Genomic DNA, 18,253 nt, shown 5'->3' on the forward strand with positions numbered 1-18,253 from the left:
GATCATGGATTCTCTGCCAGTTTGAAGCTGCCCACCAGTTCGCTGTGGGATGACCATCGAAATTGGTCAACCACTTGGACCCATTCAAGGGCATAGCCCGCCTGAACCAGAATTTTTGCATCCCGCGCGAAGGTCACAGGGTTGCAGGACACATAGGCGATGACCGGACGGCGGGCCTGAGCCAGCTCGGCCACCTGGGCCTCGGCGCCGGCGCGCGGAGGGTCCAGAACCACGGCGTCAAAGCGGCGCAGCTCGTCCGGCATCAAGGGGCGGCGGAACAGGTCGCGCGCCTCGGTCGTGACCTGTTTCAATCCCGTGGACTTGCGCCAGCCCTGATCCAGCGCGCGGGTCATGTCGGCCGCGCCTTCAACGGCATGAACCTCGGCCCGTTGCGCCAGCGGCAACGAGAACGTGCCGCAGCCCGCGAACAGATCAACCACCCGCTTGACCGGGCCGACGATCTCCAAAACTGCCTGTGTCAGAGCCTGTTCTCCATCTTTCGTGGCCTGAAGGAAGGCCCCCGGCGGCGGGACCACCTGCGCGGTGCCGAAACGCTGTGCGGGTGGGTTGCGCATGGCGATCACCTCGCCATCCCAGGCCAGCCGCGCCAGACTGTGCTGCTCGGTCGCCTGCGCCAACGCCAGTTCCAGCGGGCCATCCAGCGGCTTGCCGCCCTGCAGCGCCACGTCCAGTCCGGCTTCGGACAGGGTCAGGGTGACAGACAACACGCCCTTGCGGCTGCCGCCCAGTTCGGCCAGCGCCTTGGCCACGGGGATGGCAGCGGTCAGCGCCGGGTCCAGCAGCTGACAATCGGGAATCTCGGTGATCACGTCCGAGGCGCGCCCGTGGAACCCCGCCAGCGCGCCCTTCTTGGTGCGGCGCACCGCGATGGTGGCGCGGCGACGCGACTGCGGTGGCGACGTCAAGATCGGGCGCATCTCGGCCTGCAGCCCCTGAGCGGCCAAGGCGGTACGCACCACCTCGACCTTCCAATCGGCCACGAAGGTGTCCGAGGCGTGCTGCAACTGGCAGCCGCCGCAGCTTTTGTAGTGGCGGCAGGGCGGCTTGACCCGATCGTCCGACGGCGTCAGCACCTTGATATCGGTCAGCGCCGAGCCGTCCAGCGCGCCGGTGACCCGCTCTCCGGGCAGCGTTCGGGGGGCATAGACCGGGCCCTCGGCGATGCCGTCGCCCTGATGCCCGAGGCGGAGAATGGTGTATTCCTGCGTCATGGCCTGCCTGATAGCCGGGCTGATGCGGCAACAAAACCCTTATTCGGCGGCCTCGGTCTGGATGAACCCGCCCGACTGGCGGTGCCAGAACCGCGCATACAACCCGCCCTGCGCGAGCAGGGTGTCATGCGGACCGCTTTCCACGATGCGCCCGTGATCCAGAACGATGATCCGGTCCATCTCGCTGAGGGTGGACAGGCGGTGGGCGATGGCCAGAACGGTCTTGCCCTCCATCACCCGGTGCAGCGCGGTCTGGATCGCGGCCTCGACCTCGGAATCCAGCGCCGAGGTGGCCTCGTCCAGCACGAGGATCGGCGCGTCCTTCAGGATCGCCCGGGCCAAAGCGATGCGCTGACGCTGGCCGCCGCTCAGCTTGACGCCGCGCTCGCCCAGATGCGCGTCATAACCCTTGCGCCCCTGCCCGTCCTGCAGATCGAGGATGAAATCATGCGCCTCGGCTTTTTTGGCAGCGGCGATCATCTGGTCTTCGCTGGCATCGGGCCGGCCGTACAGGATGTTGTCGCGGGCCGAGCGGTTGAACATCGCGGTTTCCTGCGTGACCATGCCGATCTGGCGGCGCAGGCTGTCCTGCGTGACACCGGCGATGTCCTGCCCGTCGATCAGAATTTGCCCATTTTCCCTGTCATAGAGCCTGAGAAGCAGCGAAACCAAGGTGGATTTCCCCGCCCCCGAGGCACCGACGATCCCCAGTTTTTCGCCCGGCTGCACCGTCAGTGTCAGGTCCGAGACCCCGCCCACGTCGCGACCATAGGCAAAGCTGACATCGCGAAACTCGATCCGGCCCTCGGGCACCGTCAACTCGGTGGCGTCCGGCGCATCCTCGACCCGGTCAGGCCGCGCCAGGGTTTTCATGCCGTTCTCGATCTCGCCCACATGGGCGTAGATCCCCATCAGAGTAAAGCTTACCCAGCCCGTCATCTGCGCAATGCGGATCGAGATGGCGCCCGCCGCCACGATATCCCCGGTGGTAGCCGACCCGGCTTGCCACAGCCACAAGGTGGCGCCCAACAGCAGAACCGGTAGAAGCCCCGCCAAGGTCATCAAAATGAACCGGAAACTGGCCGACAGCTTGCCAAAGGCCAGCGACTTGTCGCGCAGCGCAACCATCGAGTCGCGGGCGGCCTGATCCTCGAATTCGGAATGGGCAAACAGCTTGACCGTCTTGATGTTGGTGATCGTGTCCACAACCTGCCCCGACACCGTCGCCCGCGCCCCGGCCCGCGCGGCCGAGCGTGTGCGGATGCGCGGCAGGTACCAGCGCACCAGCAGGAAATACACCGCCAGCCAAGCCACGAAGGGCAGCATGACCAGAGGATGAATAGACCCTAACAACAGCAAAGACCCCACAAGCGAGGCCAAGGCAAAGACGATGGCGCTGATAGTTTCCGAAACGACTGAGGTCAGCGCATTGGCCGTCTGCATCTGTTTCTGGGCGATGCGACCGGCAAAATCGTCGTCGAAATAGGTGACCGACTGGCCCAGGGTCCAGCGGTTCAGCTTGGCCAGCACCAGCGGCGGGATGTTGGGCATGACGATATAGTTGTTCGACACCGAGGACAGCCCGAACAGCAGCGGCCGGATCAGCATGAAGAACGCCACAGCGCCCAGGATCATCCACAGGTTTCGCGGTGTCAGAAAGTTCTCGGGTCCGCTGGCGGTCGCCATGTCGATCACCCAGCCCAGTATCCAGGCGGTTCCGGCCTCCATTGCACCTGCCAGCGCGGAAAACAGCGCGGCGGCGAACAACATGGGCCAGGCCCCTGTCAGGCACCAGCGAATGAACGCCCCCAGCCTTTGCGGCGGGGGCGTCTGGGTGGGTTCAAACGGTTTGATCAGGTCTGCGACCGTCATTCTGCTGCCTCGTCCGCGGCCTCGGGGTTCATGAAGCCGCCAGATTGGCGCGCCCAGAACTGGGCGTAAAGACCGCCCTGCTCCAGAAGATCGGCATGGGTGCCTTCCTCGACGATCCGGCCTCCGTCCATCACCAGGATGCGGTCCATCTGGGCGATGGTGCTGAGCCGGTGCGCGATGGCGATCACGGTCTTGCCCTGCATCATGCCGTACAGCGTCTCCTGGATTGCGGCTTCGACCTCGGAATCTAGGGCGGATGTGGCCTCGTCCAACAACAAGATCGGCGCGTCCTTCAGGATCACCCGCGCCAGCGTCACCCGCTGCCGCTGCCCGCCGCTCAGCTTGACGCCGCGCTCGCCCACATGGGCGTCATAGCCGGTGCGGCCCTGCGGGTCCTGCAGATCAAGGATGAAGTCATGCGCCTCGGCCTGCTTGGCGGCGGCGATCATCTGGTCTTCGGTGGCATCGGGGCGGCCATACAGGATGTTGTCGCGCACCGAGCGGTGCAGCAGCGCGCTGTCCTGCTGAACCATGCCGATATTGCGGCGCAGGCTGTCCTGGGTAACGATGCGGATGTCCTGCCCGTCGATCAGGATCGCACCGCTTTCCACGTCGTAGAACCGCAAGAGCAGCTTGACCAAGGTCGACTTCCCGGCCCCCGAGCGCCCGATCAACCCGACCTTTTCGCCCGGCTGGATGGTCAGATTGACATGGTCCAGCCCGCCGGTCTCGCGGCCATAATGGTGCGACAGGTCGCGGATCTCGATCCGGCCATCGGTCAGCTGCAGCGGCTTGGCGTCCGGCGCATCCAGCAGGTCGACGGGCTGGGCGATGGTCTCCATCCCCTCGGCCACGACGCCCAGCTGGCGGAAGAAGCTGGTCAACGCCCACATGATCCAGCCGGTCATGGCATTCAGCCGCAGCGTCAGCGCGGTGGCCGCCGCCACCACCCCGACCGAGGCGCTGCCCTGCATCCACAGGTAAATGGCCCAGCCGACCACACCGATGATCAGCACGCCGTTCAGCGCGACCAGAACGGCATCCATGATGGTGAAGATACGCATTTCGATCTGGAAGGTGCGCCGGGTCTCCTCGATCGCTTCCCGTGCATAATCGAGTTCCTGCCGGGCATGGGCGAACATCTTCACCGAATGGATGTTGGTATAGCTGTCGACCACCCGGCCCGTCACCGTAGACCGCGCATCGGACGCGGCCTGCGACGCCGGCCCCACCCGCTGCACCGTCCAGCGCACCAGCAGCGCATAGAGCGCGAACCAGATCAGCAACGGCAGCAGCAGGCGTGGATCGGCGGCCATCAGCAGGATCGCCGCGCCGATCAGATAGGCCAGCGAGAACGAAATCGCATCGAACACCTGGAACACCACCTCGCCCGCGGCCGGCGGGGTTTGCATGATGCGGTTCGCGATACGCCCGGCAAAATCATTCTCGAACCAACCGACCGACTGGCGAAGAACGTGCTTGTGCGCCCGCCAGCGGATCAGCGTGCCGAAATTGGGCAGGATCGCATTGTTCAGCAGCAACACGTCCAGCACATGCAGGATAGGTCGCAGGAACAGGATGAACAGCGCGACCAGGACCAGCTCGGTCCCGTGGGCCTGCCAGACCTCGGACGGTGATCCGCCCAGCAGGTCGACGACCCGGCCCATGTAATAGATCAGCCCGATCTCGACCGCGGCCACGATGATCGACATCAGCGCGGCCCAGAAGAAGACACGCCGAAAAGGGCGGGAATAATCCAGCATGAAGGGCCACAGCCGTGTCGGCGGCCGGTCGACCTCTTCATAGGCAACAAAAGGGTCTACGAGGTTTTCGAAAAAGCGAAACATGGAGGTGCTCCGATTGAGCAGAAAAATTGAAAATGCGAAAGCAGATGGCGCCAAAACACCACCCGTACGGGTCAGGTGTCCTGGCTTTAGCCGAACCAGATCCCGTAGTACATTCGCAGTCCTCCATCCATGTGACAGGCGCACCCTAGCCGGAAACCCAAAGGCTTGTCATCCCCTTTTGAGACCTCCCGTCAAACTTGCAGCAGCGCGTCCCGGTCCAGCGTGAAGTCCGAGGCGATCCAGCGGCTTTCCAGTTCGGCCAGTTTCGCGCCCAGCGCAGGGCCGGAGTACCGCCCGAGCAGATCGGCGGCCTTGACCGGGAATGACTCCGCGGCCCCTTTTTCAACGGCCGCGCCCGTCTCAGCCGTCCAGGGCTGTTCCAGAAAGGCGCAGCGCAGCAGGGCCGCGTCCTGTCCGTCCGGCTGGCCCAGCCGATACCCCAATTCGGCCGCCCCGGCACCGCCCTGCGCGCCGTCCCGGATCCGGGTCAGGCGGGCCAGTTGCGCCTTGCTGAGGCGCAGAGTCCCGGCAACCTTGGGCCCCGCGATGGCTGCCAGACGGCGCAGCGCGTCGGGGGCAAGCCCGGCCTGCGATTCAAGATGGATCAGGATCGGCAGCGCCCGATCGTCGGCGCCAGGCAGCAGATGCGCCAGAACGCCGATGCTGCGCATGGCGGCCACCGATGGGGCCGGATCGGGCGCGGCCAGCAGTTTCAGCATCTCGGCTCCGACCCGTTCGCGCGACAGCCGGTCGAGCCCGTCCAGATCGGCCGCAATCGCCGCCAGCGCATCCGGGTCCATCCCGGCCTGCGCATCGCCATACCAGGCGTGGAACCGGAAATACCTCAACGAGCGCAGATAGTCCTCGCGAATGCGATCTTGGGCCGCGCCGATGAACCGCACGCGCCTCGCCTGCAGGTCGGACAGGCCGCCCAGCGGGTCCAGAATGGTGCCGTCGGGGCGGGCATAGAGCGCGTTCATCGTAATATCGCGGCGGGCGGCGTCCTCTTCCACCTGGTTGGAAAAGGCCACGACCGCGCGCCGCCCGTCGGTTTCGACGTCGCGGCGAAAGGTGGTGATTTCATGCGGTATGCCGTCGCTGACCACGGTCACGGTGCCATGATCAATCCCCGTCGGAATCGCCTTCAGCCCGGCCCGTTCGGCCAGGTCCATTACCTGCTGCGGGCGGGCATCGGTGGCGATGTCGAGATCCGAGACCGGCGCCCCCAGCAGCGCATTGCGGACGCACCCCCCCACGAACAGCGCCTGCGCGCCGCCCTCGGTCAGCGCCGCACACACGTTCTGCGTGGCCGGGTTCGTGATCCAGTCTTCGGTGATCCGCATCATTCGGTCATCCGTGCCGCCAGCCCGCGCAACATGCGGGCCGTAGCGCCCCAGATGTAGTAGGGGCCATAGGGCACCGCGAAGTAATACCGCCGTGTTCCGCGCCAGATGCGCGATTCAACCACATAATTCGCAGGGTTCAGCACATGCGCAAGAGGAACCGAAAATACTTCGTCAACCTCGCCCGGTTCGGCCACCGGGTCAAAGCCGCGCTCCAGAACCGCCACCACCGGTGTCACGGCGAATGACGTGACGGTTTCATGCACCGGCAAGGTACCCAGAATGCGTGGCAGGTCCGGCGGCAGGCCGATCTCCTCCTGCGCCTCGCGCAGGGCGGTGGCGGTCACATCCGCATCGGTGTCGTCCTGTTTGCCACCCGGAAAGGCGATCTGCCCCGGATGGTGTTTCAGGGCCGAAGACCGCTTGGTCAGGATCAGGCGCGGATCGTCGCGGGCCAGGTCCACGGCGATCAGAACACCCGCGGGGCGCAGCTTGCGCCCCGCAGGCAGAACCGTCCCGGGATTGAGGTCGAAGTCGCTGGACCCGTCACCGGGACGGGCCAGCGCCGCGCTCAGACGCGGGATCAGGTCAGCCGGCATCCGGATCTTCTGCCTCGAACCCGACGGATTTCGGATCCAGCACGTAATGCGCGCCGCAGAACTGGCAGTCGGCGGTTACGGTACCTTCATCCGTGGTCATCTTCTCGATGTCCTGGGCCGAGTAGATCGACAGGCTTTGACGCACGCGGTCCTCGGAGCAGGTGCAGCCGAACTGCACCGACTGGGCCTCGTACACGCGGGGCTGTTCCTCGTGGAACAGGCGCACCAGCAGGTCGGTCGGCGCCACGGATGGTCCGATCATTTCCAGATCCTCGACCGTGTCCAGCAGGATGTTGACCCGACCCCAGTTCTCTTCTTCCTGACCATCGACCAGATCGGCGGCTGTCAGAACTTCGCCCGTACCCTCGCCGCTGGCGACAAACGGAGACGCCTTTGGCATGTGCTGCAGCATGATGCCGCCGGCGCGCCAGCGTTCGCCCACACCCGGCTCGGTCGACCGGCCAAAGCTGAGCGAGAAGCGGGTCGGCAGCTGTTCGGACTGCGCGAAATACGCCTCGGCACAGGCGCTGAGCGATCCTCCGGCCAGCGGCGTGATCCCCTGATAGGGTTGCGTTCCCTTGCCCTGGTCGATCAGGATCGCAAAGTATCCCTCGCCCACCTGATCAAAGGGCGCACCTTCGGTCAGACGGTCGCGGTCAAAGCTGGCATAGGCCCTGATCTGCGCGGGCTGACCCTCTTCGCGCGGGGCGTAATAGTCGGTGGCGATCATCCGCACGGGCCCCTTGGACTGAACCTGCAGCGACAGCTTCCAGCGCAGCGCGACGGTCTGGCCGATCAGCGCGGTCAGCAAGGCCATCTCGGCCACCAGCGCCTCGACCTGCGCGGGGTAGTTGTGCTGCTTCAGGATGCCGTCCAGCACCCCGTCCAGCCGGGCCACGCGGCCACGCATATCCGATACATCAAGTTGAAAGGGCAGGACGGTATCGTCCCACGCGATTTTCGTTCCAAGAGACATGGGGTTTCCTTAAGCGCCGCAAGTTGGCATATCGCCACCATATAGGTCGTACATTCGGGGTTGAAAGGGTCCTTACATGATCAGACGGTTCGGCGAAACCCCGGAACCGGGGCGGAAATACACGCGCCGGGTCGGCGTCTATGCGCTGCTGCCGCGCGGGGCCAGCCTGCTGCTGACCTGCCAGACTGAACCCGGACCCGACTTGCAGCTGCCCGGAGGCGGGATCGACCCGGGCGAGTCGCCAATTGTCGCCCTGCATCGCGAGGTGTTCGAAGAAACCGGTTGGTCGATCGCGGACCCGCGGCGGGTTGGTGCGTTCCGGCGGTTCACCTACATGCCCGAATATGATTTGTGGGCCGAGAAGGTCTGTCTGATCTACCGCGCTCGCCCGGTTCAACGCAAAGGACCACCGACCGAACCCTTTCACGAGGCGGTTTGGATGAACACCGGCGATGCGGTTCACATGTTGGGCAATGCAGGCGACCGGCACTTCGCGCGGCTGCATCTATCCGGGCTTTAGTTTCCGTTGTACTCGAAAAACACGGCTGAAACGTCATCCTCCATCCCCGTTCCCGGCGGCATGCCCTGCGTCAATCGCCAGAACATGTCGTCCAGAAACTCGGGCCCGCTGTTCGCTCCTAGGCATTCCAGCGCCATCCGTTGCAGCCCGTCCTCATCCAGAAGATCACCGTTTTTGACACGGCATTCGGTGAAGCCGTCCGAGTACAACAGCAGCTTGTCACCGCGCTGCAGATAGGTTTCGGTCTGCTGGAACGCCACATCGGGCAGCAATCCGATGGGCAGGCCGCCATCCCCAAGGAACTCCGCCCGGCCGGTCCGGCGCAACAGCAGTGGGTGGGGGTGCCCAGCCTGAACCATTCTAAGGTGGCCGTTGCGCAGATCCACGATGGCGTAGACCATGGTAAAATATTCCTCGATCCCCGTGTCGGCCATCAGGCGGGCATTCAGGATAGCGGCTACCTGCTCGGGTGGCAGCAAGGCGTAGAACTTGTTGAACCGCTTCTCCATTGCGACGTTCTGATCGAAATGCTGGCTGGTCAGATACCCGCCCAACCGCGCCGTCATCATTGCTGACGTGATACCGTGGCCGGAGACATCGATGCTGTAGAACCCGATCCGGTTCGCGCCCGGCGAAAACATCCCCACCAGGTCACCCCCGATGTGGCCGCAGGGTTTGAGCAGCAGGCTGACCCGGGACCTGCCAAATTCCCGATAGAGTTCCGGCACCAGTGATTCCTGTATCTTGCGCGCCTGGATCAGATCTTTGTCGATGGCGTCATGCGCAAGGCGCAGTTCGGACAAAGCGGTTTCGATCAACCGGTTCTTGTCCGAAAGCTCGCGCTGCATATCGAGAATGCGGGCCCCTGCCGAAATGCGGGCCCGCAACTCGTCTGCTTCAAGCGGTTTGATCAGGAAATCATCCGCACCGGCATCCAGACCGCGCGCGACTTCCTGCTTCTCACTTTTTGAGGTCAGAAGGATGAAATAGGTGTACTGGTCGTTCTCCAACGCGCGGAACGCGCGGCAGAATTCCAGCCCGCCCATGCCCGGCATCACCCAGTCACTGAGCACCAGATCGGGCAGGCCCTTCTTGCAGATCTCGATCGCTTCTTCACCGCTGTCGGCCTCGACAACCGTGAATCCCCATTTCTTCAGCGACGCCACCAGAATACGGCGTTGCAGGCGGCTGTCATCGACCACCAGCACCGTCCGGATAGCTCCAAAATCCAGGTCAGCCTTGGCCTCAATTTGGCTGGACACTCGCACGCGAAACCTCTGCGCATTTTCCAACGGGGGTGGGGCAAAGCTACGGCGCTCAGCTTAACAACCGATGAAAGCTATTCACCGCAGCGGCTTAACCCGGATTTTACACCTGACCGGTATTCAGAGACGATACCGGTCAAGGTGGAGGACGGTGATGATACACTGGCCAAGGGTGCGCCAGCTGCGTGATGAAGTCGGGGCCGAGGAGTTCGACGAGGTCGTCCGGATTTTTCTGGATGAAGTCGGTGAGGTCATGGGCCGCTTGACGTCGGACACTGACCGATCCGCGCTTGAGCAGAACCTGCATTTCCTCAAAGGCAGTGCATTGAGCCTTGGTTTTGAGAGTCTGTCCAAACTCTGTCAGGATGGCGAACGGCGCGCTGCTGCGGGCCATGGGGCGGAAGTCGATCTGGACGCGGTCATCGCGGCCTTTGACCGCTCGCGCGCGGAATTCATGTCCGGCCTAAAGGACAACCTGTAATCGGTCAGATCACGAACTGCGCCAGCGTCTCGTCCTCGGTGATGTCGGTATAGACGAACCCGGCATCGTCCAGATGCGCAAACAGGCGCAGGAAATTGTCCGGCTTGCTGGTCTCGATCCCAATCAGGACCGAGCCGAAATTGCGCGCCGATTTCTTCATGTATTCAAACCGGGCGATGTCATCTTCGGGGCCGAGGATGTTCAGAAATTCCTTCAGTGCTCCGGGGCGCTGCGGCAGGCGCAGGATGAAGTATTTTTTGACGCCCGAATAGCGCTGTGCGCGCTCTTTGACCTCGGGAAGACGCTCGAAATCGAAATTCCCGCCCGAGGTGACGCAGACGACCGTCTTGCCGCGCACAAAGCTTTGGATGTCTCCCACCGCCTCGATCGCCAAGGCCCCGGCGGGTTCCAGCACGATGCCTTCCACGTTCAGCATCTCGATCATGGTGGTGCAAATGCGGTCCTCGGACAGAACGATCACGTCCGACAGGTGCCGGTCACGCAACAGCTGGAACGGCTTGTCCCCGATCCGGCCCACCGCCGCGCCGTCAACGAAATTGTCCACCTTGTCCAGCGACACCGGATGGCCCGCCGCCAGCGCCGCGCGCAGACAAGCTCCGCCTGCGGGTTCGACGAACAGGCAATGGGTTCGGTCGCCGAACCACGTCGCCACACCCGAGGACATGCCGCCCCCGCCCACCGGCAACACCACGTGATCAGGCAGGCGGCCCAACTGTTCCTCAATTTCAACCGCCAATGAGGCCTGCCCCTCGATCACGTCGTCATCGTCGAAGGGCGACAGGAAATACCCACCCTGCTGCGCGCACCAGTCCTGAGCCGCGGCGAGCGTGTGGTCGAAATAGTCGCCGGTCAGGTGGATCTCGACGTTGTCGCCACCAAAGATTCGGGTCTTCTGGATCTTTTGCTGAGGTGTCGTCACCGGCATGAAGATCACGCCTTTGACCCCCATGTGCTTGCACATAAAGGCCACGCCCTGCGCGTGGTTGCCAGCGCTGGCGCAGACGAACAGGTCCTGTCCCTGCTGCTTGCGCATGGCGTTGAACGCACCACGGATCTTGTAGGACCGCACCGGGCTGAGGTCTTCGCGTTTCAGCCAGATGTCGGCGTCGTATTTCTCGGACAGATGGGCATTGCGCTGCAACGGTGTTGCAGGAAACACGGTGCGCATCGCCTGTTCGGCGGCGCGGGCGCGGGTCATGAAATCACTCATGCCGCATTCCCTGCCCCATCAGGCCGACAAGGGCAAGGAATACATCGGTGTACGAGCGATCAGCCCAGTTCGCGCTTTTCGATGAACACGCCGTACATCGTAGTCAGGATGCTGACGTTGATCATCGGCAGGATCAGGATCCCGAAAAACAGGGCGATCAATACACCCAATACCGGAATGATCGACAAAACTCCGATCGCCAGCTGAACAAGGAACTGAAACAGGAACGAGACCACGATAAGAACGACGATTGTTCCTGCGGTGCCCAGAGTGTTGTTCCAAGCCTCGGTCAGCGTGATCGGCTGGCCGATTGCCGCAGCCGGCAGGATAATCGACAGCCGATAGAAGCAAATAGCCAGGAAAACCAGGTAGCCGATGGTCAGGATGATCGAAACGGCGATCAGTCCTTCGCCCAGCATGCCTGTCAGGATCCCCATCGGCAGAAACGCAATTGCCATCAGGATCCCCAGCATCAGCCCGCGTCCGAAATAGGCCAGAATGCGATCGAACCGAAAGGTGGGCAGCACGCCGGAAGGATACTCTTCCAGAAGAATGTATCTGTGCCAGGCCACCGCGATCCAGCCCATGATGAGGACCATCACGACGAACACGAGAAACGCGAACAGAATAAGGGCCCCCGGGTTCACTCCCGGCGGAAGCCCGTTCGGATTGTCATCAAATGCCTCAAGTGGAATTCCGGACACCATGAACAGTCCGATGATCGCAACCGTTCCGATTACGGCCGGACCGATAACGATTTGCGCCACCTGCTTGAGATTGCCAAAAACCATCCGAAGCGAGTGGGAAAAAATATTCCATCCGAGCATTCCGAAATTTCCTTAATCAATCCATGGTTGATACCGTTTGACTGCAATTCCGCCGCCCGGTCAATCCACAGCTTCTTGCCCCCACGTCGAAAACCCGCTAGGGGCCAATCGTCTTACGCATAAGGGGAAGTCAGATGTCCGCGCCCAAGAAAGTTGTTCTGGCCTATTCCGGTGGCCTTGATACCTCGATCATCCTGAAATGGCTGCAGACCGAGTATGGCTGCGAGGTGGTGACCTTCACCGCCGACCTGGGTCAGGGCGAAGAGCTTGAGCCTGCCCGCCAGAAGGCCGAGCTGCTGGGGATCAAGCCCGAGAACATCTATATCGAGGACATCCGCGAAGAGTTCGTCCGCGATTTCGTCTTCCCCATGTTCCGCGCCAATGCGCAGTACGAAGGGTTGTACCTGCTGGGCACATCCATCGCGCGGCCGCTGATCTCGAAGCGCCTGATCGAGATCGCTGAGGAAACCGGCGCCGACGCCGTGGCGCATGGCGCCACCGGCAAGGGCAATGACCAGGTGCGGTTCGAACTGGCGGCCTATGCGCTGAACCCTGACATCAAGGTGATCGCGCCCTGGCGCGAGTGGGACCTGAGCAGCCGCACCAAGCTGCTGGAATTTGCCGAGGCGCACCAGATCCCGATCGCCAAAGACAAGCGGGGCGAGGCACCCTTCTCGGTGGATGCGAACCTCCTGCATACCTCGTCCGAGGGCAAGGTTCTGGAAGACCCCGCTGTACAGGCGCCCGACTATGTCTATCAGCGTACCGTCCACCCCGAGGACGCCCCGAACGAGCCCGAATATATCGAGATCGGCTTTGAAAAAGGCGACCCGGTCAGCATCAATGGCGAGGCGATGAGCCCCGCCACCCTGCTGACCAAGCTGAACGAATACGGCGGCAAGCATGGCATCGGCCGTCTGGATCTGGTCGAGGGCCGGTTCGTGGGCATGAAATCGCGCGGCATCTATGAAACACCGGGCGGCACCATCCTGCTGGAAGCGCATCGCGGCATCGAATCCATCACCATGGACCGCGGCGCGATGCACCTGAAGGACCAGCTGATGCCGCAATATGCCGAGCTGATCTACAACGGCTTCTGGTACAGCCCCGAGCGCGAAATGCTGCAGGCCGCCATCGACAAAAGCCAGGAACATGTCACCGGCACCGTTCGCGTGAAACTCTACAAGGGTCTGGCCTCGACCGTGGGCCGCTGGTCGGATCACTCGCTGTATTCCGAGGCGCATGTGACTTTTGAGGAAGACGCTGGCGCCTATGACCAGAAAGACGCCGCGGGCTTCATCCAGTTGAACGCACTGCGGCTCAAGCTGCTGGCGGCGCGCGACAAGCGGTTGTCCAAGTGACCGAGGATGACGGCATAAATGACGAACTGGAAATGTTCATCGAAGCGCAGGACACGGTCTGGTCCGATGTCCTGCGCGAATTGGAACAGGGGCAGAAGACGAGCCATTGGATGTGGTTCGTCTTTCCGCAACTGGCCGAGCTGGGCCAGTCGCATATGTCGCAGCTCTACGGGATCGAGGATCTGGACGAGGCTGCGGCCTACCTGGTCCATCCCGAATTGCGCCGCCGCCTGACCGAGGTGGCCCGGCTGATGCTGACCCACGCGGGCAAGGACCCGGCCGAGATTCTGGGCAAGGTCGATGCCAAGAAGCTGCGGTCGTCCATGACCCTGTTCGCCGCCGTGCCCGATGCTCCGCCTGAATTCCAGGAGGTTCTGGGCGCGTTCTATGACGGGCAGCCCTGCCCGCGCACACAGCAGGCCCTGGGCTGAGCGGTTTCCCGTAAGGTCACGCTTGCCCCGGCCCCTGCCCTCTGTCACCCCGAACGCAAGTGCGAAAAAGGGAGGCAGTGATGCTGCAGGAGATCGCCGAGGGAATCCAAAAAGGGCTGGCCGACAAACGCTTTGACGGCTCGTTGAAATTTGATTGCGGCGCCGATGGCGTGATCGTGCTGGCCGACAATACGGCCACCACCCAGGACCGCGAGACCGATTGCACCATCCGCATCTCGCGCGAAAACCTGGGCAAACTGCTGACCGGCAAGCTGAACCCGATGACAGGGGTGATGATGGGCAAGCTCAAGATCTCGGGCGACATGGGCGTCGCGATGAAGCTGGGGCAGTTGCTGGGCTAGGCGATAAACTCGTCTCACCACCGCGTGACAAACGGTTTCAGCCGATTGCCAGCCGCCCCGTTGCGCGGCAGCCTGAGGCGGAAAGGAGATCCGCCATGACCCGTTGCCTCGACCAGATCAAGCTGACCCTTCTGTTTGCGCTGATTGCGCTGGCGCTGATCCTGCGCGCTCAGCCTTCCCCGGCGGCCGGAACCGAGACGCTGACCGTGGCGGGCGGCTGTTTCTGGTGCGTCGAGGCCGATTTCGAATCCGTGCCCGGCGTGATCGAGGCGGTTTCGGGTTACACCGGCGGCACGACTCCGAACCCCACCTACAGCCAGGTCACGAGCGGCGGCACCGGCCATTACGAGGCGGTGCAGATCACCTTCGATCCGGCCCGCGTTTCCCGTGAAACCCTGCTGAACCTGTTTTTCCGCTCGGTCGATCCCACTGATGCCGGTGGACAGTTCTGTGACCGGGGCGACAGCTATCGCACCGCGATTTTCGTCTCTGACACAGGCGAAAAAGCTTTGGCCGAACGCAGCAAGGCCGAAGCACAGCGTGCGCTGGGTCAGGCCATCGTGACTCCGGTCCTGTCGCTTGGGGCGTTCTATCCGGCCGAGGCCTATCATCAGGATTACTACAAGGGCAAAAAGCTGGTGTTCACCCGGTTCGGGCCGAAACGCCAGCTGAATGCCTACAAGGCCTATCGCAAGGCCTGCGGCCGCGATGCACGGGTCCGGCTATTGTGGGGCAACGCCGCGCCGTTTGCCGGATCTTAATCCAGCGCGGCCTCGCGCACCTCTTTCAGATCGGGAATGACGTCCGCCGTACCAGGCCGCATCACCATCAGGGCAGCGGCCCGGTTGGCTTGGGTGATGGCCTGCGCCATCGGCATCCCCCGGTCCATTCCCGCCAGAACATATCCGGTAAAGGTGTCCCCGGCCCCGGTCGTGTCCACGGCCTTGACCTTGTGGGCGGGAAACTCTGCCGCCGCCTGCCCGCGTTGATGATAGCGGGCGCCTTTTGACCCCAGCGTGACAATCACATGCTCGACCGGCAGATCGGCCGGAGCCATCCCTGTGGCCTGTTGCAGCTGGGCGGCCTCGACCTCGTTCAGGATCAGGAAATCCAGATAGGGCAGCACCGCCTGCACCGCCGTTGCGCTGAAGGGGGCTGCGGCATAACACACCGTCAGACCCCGCTCGCGGCCCAGTTTCGCGGCCGCGACCTGTGCGCTGGTTTCGTTCTGGAACACCAGAAGATCGCCCGTGTCAGAGGCTGCCAGTGCGGCGGAAACCTGATCGGCCCCGATCGCGTGGTTGGCGCCGGGGTACAGGATGATCAGGTTTTCGCCCTGCGCATCCACGGCGATGATCGCATGGCCCGTGGGCTGATCGACCTGCGCGATGTGCCGCGTGTCGACCCCGTATTCGGTCAACCGGTCGCGCGCCCACAGCCCGTCGGCCCCCACGGCGCCGATGTGGCGCACATGCGCCCCGGCCCGCGCCGCCGCAACCGACATGTTCGCGCCTTTGCCGCCCAGAAACCGCTGCAAACCGCTGGCCGCAAGGGTTTCACCCGGCGCCGGCAGGTGCGGCAGCGCATAAACCATGTCGGCATTGATCGAGCCCAGGTTCCAGATTGCCATCGGATCACGCCATGTCGCACGAGGCCAGGATGGCCATGTTCAGGATGTCATTCGCGGTCGAGCCGGTCGAACAGATCTGGATCGGCTTGTCGATGCCGGTCAGGATCGGGCCGATCACCGTGGCTCCGGCCATCTCCTGCATCAGCTTGGTGGAAATCGAGGCCGAGTGCCGCGCGGGCACGATCAGGATGTTGGCCGGCCCGGTCAGGCGGCAGAAGGGATAGGCCTCTTGCTGGTGGGCGTTCAGCGCCACGTCGACGGTCATTTCGCCTTCGTATTCGAAATCGACGCCTCGCGCCTCCAGCACTTGCGGGGCTTTGTACAGCTTTTCGGTCCGCTCGGAGACCGGATAGCCGAAGGTCGAGAAGCTGACGAAGGCCACCCGAGGCTCCAGCCCCATGTGGCGGGCAACCGTGGCGGCGCGTTCGGCAATCGTCGCCAGATCGTTCTCGTCGGGCCATTCATGCACCAGCGTGTCGCCGATCAGCACGATCCGGCCCTTGTGCAGCAGCGCGGTGATCCCGGCGGCACCATGGGCGGCGTCGGCGTCGAACACATGGCTGATGCGGTCCAGCACATGCGCCGATTTGCGGGTGGCCCCGGTCACCAGACCGTCGCCATGCCCATGCGCCAGCATCAGGGCCGAGAACACATGCCGGTCGCGCGCGGCCAGGCGGTGGATGTCCTTGCGGTCAAAGCCTTTGCGCTGCAACCGCTGGTACAGAAAGTCCTTGTAGGCATCGAGATGCGTGGTGTTGGCGGCGTTGACCACCTCCAATTCGCGCACCGCGTCGCCCAGACCGGCGGCTTCCAGCTTGGTCTTCACGTCGTCGGGCCGGCCCACGACCAGCGCCTTGCCGAAGCCCGACCGCTGATACGTCACCGCCGCGCGCAAAACCCGCGGATCGTCGCCCTCGGCAAAGATCATCCGGCTTTGCGCCGCGCGGGCCCGGGCGTTCAGGCCGCGCAGAATGCTGGCGGTCGGGTCCATGCGCGACTTGAGGCTCAACTCATAGGCCTCCATGTCGATGATCGGCCGCCGGGCCGCGCCGGTGTCCATCCCCGCCTTCGCCACGGCCGGCGGAATGCGATAGATCAGGCGCGGATCAAATGGCGTGGGAATGATGTAGTCGCGCCCGAAGGTCAGCGATTTGCCATAAGCCAGCGCCACCTCGTCGGGCACATCCTCGCGCGCCAGACGGGCCAGCGCGTGGGCGCAGGCGATCTTCATCTCGTCATTGATGGCGCGGGCGTGAATGTCCAGCGCCCCGCGGAACAGGTAGGGAAAGCCCAGAACGTTGTTGACTTGGTTGGGGTAGTCGCTGCGCCCGGTGGCCACGATCGCGTCAACGCGCACCTCGTGCGCCTCTTCCGGGGTGATTTCCGGATCGGGGTTGGCCATGGCGAAGATCACCGGATTGTCGGCCATGCTGGCGACCATCTCCTGCGTGACCGCGCCTTTGACGGATACGCCCAGAAACACGTCTGCGCCCTTCATGGCCTCTTCCAGCGTGCGCAGCTCGGTCGAAATCGCATGCGCCGATTTCCACTGGTTCATCCCCTCGGTCCGGCCCTGGTAGATCACGCCCTTGGTGTCGCAGACGATGCAGTTTTCATGCCGGGCGCCCATCGACTTGAGCAGTTCGATACAGGCGATCCCTGCCGCTCCGGCCCCGTTCAGGACGATCTTCACATCCTCGATCTTCTTGCCCGAGATGTGCAGCGCGTTGATCAGCCCCGCCGCGCAGATCACCGCCGTGCCGTGCTGGTCGTCGTGAAAGACGGGGATGTCCATCTCTTCCTTCAGGCGCTGTTCGATGATGAAGCACTCGGGCGCCTTGATGTCTTCCAGGTTGATGCCGCCGAAGGTCGGCCCCATCAGCTTGACCGCGCGACAGAATTCGTCGGGGTCCTCGGTGTCCAGTTCGATATCGATCGAGTTCACGTCGGCGAAGCGCTTGAACAGGACCGATTTGCCCTCCATCACCGGCTTGGACCCCAGAGCGCCCAGGTTGCCCAGCCCCAGAACCGCCGTCCCGTTCGAGATCACGGCCACAAGGTTGCCCTTGTTGGTATAGTCATAGGCGGTCTCGGGGTTTTCGGCGATGGCTTCACACGGAACCGCCACGCCGGGGCTGTAGGCCAGCGACAGATCGCGCTGCGTGGTCATGGGAACGGTGGCCTGCACCTCCCACTTTCCGGGGGTGGGTTCCAGGTGAAAGGCCAGCGCCTCTTCTTTGGTGATCTTCGCTTTGGGCATTTTGACGGTCGGTTCC

Annotated in this window: 17 protein-coding genes; 6 read left to right on the plus strand and 11 right to left on the minus strand. The window is 63.4% G+C overall.

Annotated features, from left to right (window positions below; genetic code table 11):
- Positions 1 to 2: 2 nt before the first annotated feature.
- From ACR0NB_RS12895 to hslO, 6 genes are all read right to left on the minus strand, one after another.
- Positions 3 to 1,232: a class I SAM-dependent RNA methyltransferase gene (locus tag ACR0NB_RS12895; protein WP_480775884.1), complete on the minus strand. Its 1,230-nt coding sequence runs from the start codon at positions 1,230 to 1,232 to the stop codon at positions 3 to 5.
- 39 nt (positions 1,233 to 1,271) lie between these two features.
- Complete coding sequence (locus ACR0NB_RS12900; protein WP_480775885.1) at positions 1,272 to 3,104, minus strand: ABC transporter ATP-binding protein; 1,833 nt, start codon at positions 3,102 to 3,104, stop codon at positions 1,272 to 1,274.
- Complete coding sequence (locus tag ACR0NB_RS12905; protein WP_480775886.1) at positions 3,101 to 4,951, minus strand: ABC transporter ATP-binding protein; 1,851 nt, start codon at positions 4,949 to 4,951, stop codon at positions 3,101 to 3,103. The genes ACR0NB_RS12900 and ACR0NB_RS12905 overlap by 4 nt, the downstream gene beginning before the upstream one ends.
- A 191-nt stretch (positions 4,952 to 5,142) precedes the next feature.
- Positions 5,143 to 6,297 carry a CCA tRNA nucleotidyltransferase gene (locus tag ACR0NB_RS12910; protein ID WP_480775887.1) on the minus strand — a complete coding sequence of 385 codons (1,155 nt, stop codon included), beginning with the start codon at positions 6,295 to 6,297 and terminating at the stop codon, positions 5,143 to 5,145.
- The gene (locus ACR0NB_RS12915) at positions 6,294 to 6,893 is read right to left on the minus strand and encodes a CoA pyrophosphatase (protein WP_480775888.1); all 600 of its coding nucleotides are present in this window, start codon (positions 6,891 to 6,893) and stop codon (positions 6,294 to 6,296) included. The genes ACR0NB_RS12910 and ACR0NB_RS12915 overlap by 4 nt, the downstream gene beginning before the upstream one ends.
- Positions 6,883 to 7,869, minus strand: a complete 987-nt coding sequence (gene hslO / locus ACR0NB_RS12920; RefSeq protein WP_093963913.1) for an Hsp33 family molecular chaperone HslO — start codon at positions 7,867 to 7,869, stop codon at positions 6,883 to 6,885. Before hslO ends, ACR0NB_RS12915 begins: the two co-directional genes overlap by 11 nt.
- Positions 7,870 to 7,945: 76 nt before the next feature.
- Between hslO and ACR0NB_RS12925 the strand changes: the two genes are divergently transcribed.
- The gene (locus ACR0NB_RS12925) at positions 7,946 to 8,389 is read left to right on the plus strand and encodes an NUDIX hydrolase (protein WP_170340705.1); all 444 of its coding nucleotides are present in this window, start codon (positions 7,946 to 7,948) and stop codon (positions 8,387 to 8,389) included.
- Here ACR0NB_RS12925 and ACR0NB_RS12930 read toward each other — a convergent pair.
- Positions 8,386 to 9,651 carry a PP2C family protein-serine/threonine phosphatase gene (locus ACR0NB_RS12930; protein ID WP_480636970.1) on the minus strand — a complete coding sequence of 422 codons (1,266 nt, stop codon included), beginning with the start codon at positions 9,649 to 9,651 and terminating at the stop codon, positions 8,386 to 8,388. The two genes, ACR0NB_RS12925 and ACR0NB_RS12930, sit on opposite strands and share 4 nt — an antisense overlap.
- 157 nt (positions 9,652 to 9,808) lie before the next feature.
- Between ACR0NB_RS12930 and ACR0NB_RS12935 the strand changes: the two genes are divergently transcribed.
- On the plus strand, positions 9,809 to 10,135 hold the full coding sequence (locus ACR0NB_RS12935) for an Hpt domain-containing protein (protein ID WP_170370385.1): 327 nt from the start codon (positions 9,809 to 9,811) through the stop codon (positions 10,133 to 10,135).
- A gap of 4 nt (positions 10,136 to 10,139) precedes the next feature.
- Here ACR0NB_RS12935 and ilvA read toward each other — a convergent pair whose 3' ends face one another.
- Together ilvA and ACR0NB_RS12945 are read right to left on the minus strand one after the other, a co-directional pair.
- On the minus strand, positions 10,140 to 11,366 hold the full coding sequence (gene ilvA, locus ACR0NB_RS12940; protein ID WP_480775889.1) for a threonine ammonia-lyase IlvA: 1,227 nt from the start codon (positions 11,364 to 11,366) through the stop codon (positions 10,140 to 10,142).
- Between the two features lie 59 nt (positions 11,367 to 11,425).
- Positions 11,426 to 12,193, minus strand: a complete 768-nt coding sequence (locus ACR0NB_RS12945; RefSeq protein WP_480775890.1) for a hypothetical protein — start codon at positions 12,191 to 12,193, stop codon at positions 11,426 to 11,428.
- 134 nt (positions 12,194 to 12,327) lie between these two features.
- On the opposite strand from ACR0NB_RS12945, the gene ACR0NB_RS12950 reads away from it, so the two are divergent.
- The 4 genes from ACR0NB_RS12950 to msrA all read left to right on the plus strand — a co-directional run bounded on the left by ACR0NB_RS12950 (position 12,328) and on the right by msrA (position 15,108).
- Positions 12,328 to 13,554, plus strand: a complete 1,227-nt coding sequence (locus ACR0NB_RS12950; protein ID WP_480775891.1) for an argininosuccinate synthase — start codon at positions 12,328 to 12,330, stop codon at positions 13,552 to 13,554.
- A 32-nt stretch (positions 13,555 to 13,586) separates the two neighbouring features.
- Positions 13,587 to 13,985: a DUF1810 domain-containing protein gene (locus ACR0NB_RS12955; protein WP_480775919.1), complete on the plus strand. Its 399-nt coding sequence runs from the start codon at positions 13,587 to 13,589 to the stop codon at positions 13,983 to 13,985.
- 80 nt (positions 13,986 to 14,065) lie between these two features.
- Positions 14,066 to 14,347 carry an SCP2 sterol-binding domain-containing protein gene (locus ACR0NB_RS12960; protein WP_005979840.1) on the plus strand — a complete coding sequence of 94 codons (282 nt, stop codon included), beginning with the start codon at positions 14,066 to 14,068 and terminating at the stop codon, positions 14,345 to 14,347.
- A gap of 95 nt (positions 14,348 to 14,442) precedes the next feature.
- Positions 14,443 to 15,108 (plus strand): peptide-methionine (S)-S-oxide reductase MsrA, encoded by a 666-nt coding sequence (msrA, locus tag ACR0NB_RS12965; RefSeq protein WP_480775892.1) that lies wholly within the window; start codon positions 14,443 to 14,445, stop codon positions 15,106 to 15,108.
- Here the strand turns inward: msrA and ACR0NB_RS12970 are convergent.
- Positions 15,105 to 15,977, minus strand: coding sequence for a ribokinase (locus ACR0NB_RS12970; protein ID WP_480775893.1), 873 nt, complete (start codon positions 15,975 to 15,977; stop codon positions 15,105 to 15,107). The two genes, msrA and ACR0NB_RS12970, sit on opposite strands and share 4 nt — an antisense overlap.
- Before the next feature lie 4 nt (positions 15,978 to 15,981).
- Positions 15,982 to 18,237, minus strand: a complete 2,256-nt coding sequence (locus ACR0NB_RS12975; RefSeq protein ID WP_170342651.1) for an NADP-dependent malic enzyme — start codon at positions 18,235 to 18,237, stop codon at positions 15,982 to 15,984.
- Positions 18,238 to 18,253 lie beyond the last annotated feature (16 nt).

The organism is Ruegeria sp. CG3 (assembly GCF_056537205.1).